The sequence below is a fragment of the Mesorhizobium sp. M7A.F.Ca.US.006.04.2.1 genome (assembly GCF_004022915.1).
GTDB classification, from domain to species: Bacteria; Pseudomonadota; Alphaproteobacteria; order Rhizobiales; family Rhizobiaceae; genus Mesorhizobium; species Mesorhizobium ciceri.
The window spans coordinates 1-1,919 of record NZ_RZQA01001042.1 but is presented as its reverse complement, the minus strand read 5'-3'; the positions used below and the strand labels follow the sequence as shown (position 1 = coordinate 1,919).

The window sequence follows — 1,919 nt, the reverse complement described above, 5'->3', positions numbered from 1 at the left end:
GCTATTGTACTTTTCGATGCCGTAGGTGTTCGAGAAATTCTTGTCGGTCTGCAGCAGCACGTCCCAGCCGAAGTTCCAGCGTGAGTTGATGGCGAACTGCCCCTGGGTACCCATCATGCCGCGGAATTTGTTGGGATCGCCGGCGCTGCCCGAATTGACGTTGTGGCCAGAGCTGGAGGGGAAGGCAGTGGTGTCGAGGAAAGCGTCGGGATTCTGCTGGTGTATCCCGGCGATCTTCAAGCTGTACTCGCCATTGTTGAAGCGCTGACGCCACTCGGCCTCACCGAGGAAACCCTGCTTGGTATAGCCGGTGCCGGTGACGGTCAGGTCGTAGGTCGGCGCCAATGCAAGATAATAGGGGACTTTCACGCCGACGCCGAGATCGCTCTTGTAGATGATGCTCGGGATCAGGAAGCCGCTCTTGCGCTTCACCGTCGGGTCGGCAATTTCGAATGCAGGCAGATAGGCAAGCGGAAAACCGAAGAACTCGAAATTCGCATTCTCGAAGCGAACCGTCTTCTTCTCGCCGTTCCAGATGATCTTCTTGGCCTTGACGCGCCAGGTCGGCGCTTTGTCCGGCTTATCCTCGCACGGCTCGCAGGCGGTGTAGACGCCATTGTGGAAGGTGGTCAGCACGCCGCCCATGCGTTCGGCGCTTTCGGCGGCGAAATAGGCCTTGTCGATGGTTTCGACCCGCAACGCGTTGACGAAGCCGTCGGCGAAGTCATCGGTGATGTCGATATGCTGCGAATTGATCTTGGTACCGTCGCTGTTGATGACTTCGACGTTACCGCTTGCGACCATTCGCTTGGTGTTGCGGTTGTACTCGACCCGCTGGGCGACAAGGCGATTGCCACCATAGTCGATCTGCACGCCGCCAACGGCGGTCACGGTCTGGTTGTCGTTGTTATAGACCAGCGTGTCGGCCGCCAGCAGCATTTGCGAGCCGGACGGAACCGATGTCGCCATGTCGCCGACGTCCTGCGCAAGCGCCGGTGCCGGAACGGCGTAGGCAAGCACGCACGCCAAGGCGGTCGCCGCATAGAGGCGCGCCAAACCGGCCTGCCTGTTGCTGGGCAAAAACGCCTCCCTCACTAGCCGTCTTCCTTGTATAGCAGGAAAGTCACCCCGAAGAACATAGCCACCATGACCGGTACCCAGGCGGCTACGACAGTCGGCACGAATCCCGCCACGCCGAATGCCTTCACCAGAACCGAAACGACATAAAGCAGAAAGCCAGCGATGATGCCACCCAGAATCATCGTCGCCGACTGCCCCATCCTAGCAAATCGCATTGAAACCGTTGCCGCGATCAGCGTCATGGCGACGAGAAGGAACGGCAACGCCACGAGCGAATCAAACTGCATGGCAAAGGCATTTGCCTTGAGGCCGAAGGAGCGGGCAACCTCGATCTTTCCGGGCAGGTCGTAGAAGGGGATGGTTTCCGGGCGCGCCAGCCGCTCTTGCACGAATTCGGGCTTCAGATTGGTCGGTACGCGATCGGTTGCCGATGCCTGGATCGTGCCGTTCTGGAACGTCTTGACGTCCTGCAATTCCCAATAGCCGTCGCGCAGGAAGGCACGGGCAGCATCCTTGCGCTCGACGATGTTGCCTTGCGGGTCGAGAATGAAGAATACGACATCGGCCATTTCCAGGCCCTGGTTCAGGATGGCCCGCGCACCGATGATGGTGTCCCCCGAACTGGTTTTCTGCCGGATCCAGGGCGCGGCATCGGCCGAGACCGTATTCGATTTGCCGGAACGCAGCTGGGTTTCGATCTGCTCGGACCAGGAGAATGCGTGCGCGGCGAGCGGATTGATGACGCCAACCGACAGGACGCCGAACAGCAAGGCTCCGATACAGCAGGGCAAGAGGAACTGCCAGGCGGAAACACCGGCGGAACGCGCGATGACCAGCTC

Annotated in this window: 2 protein-coding genes; both read right to left on the bottom strand. The window is 59.9% G+C overall.

The window, feature by feature from the left end:
- A partial coding sequence (gene lptD / locus EN925_RS33950; RefSeq protein ID WP_164894589.1) for an LPS assembly protein LptD occupies positions 1 to 1,095 on the bottom strand: 1,095 nt, incomplete at its 3' end.
- A partial coding sequence (locus EN925_RS33945) for an LptF/LptG family permease (protein WP_128337272.1) occupies positions 1,095 to 1,919 on the bottom strand: 825 nt, incomplete at its 5' end. The genes lptD and EN925_RS33945, both read right to left, overlap by 1 nt.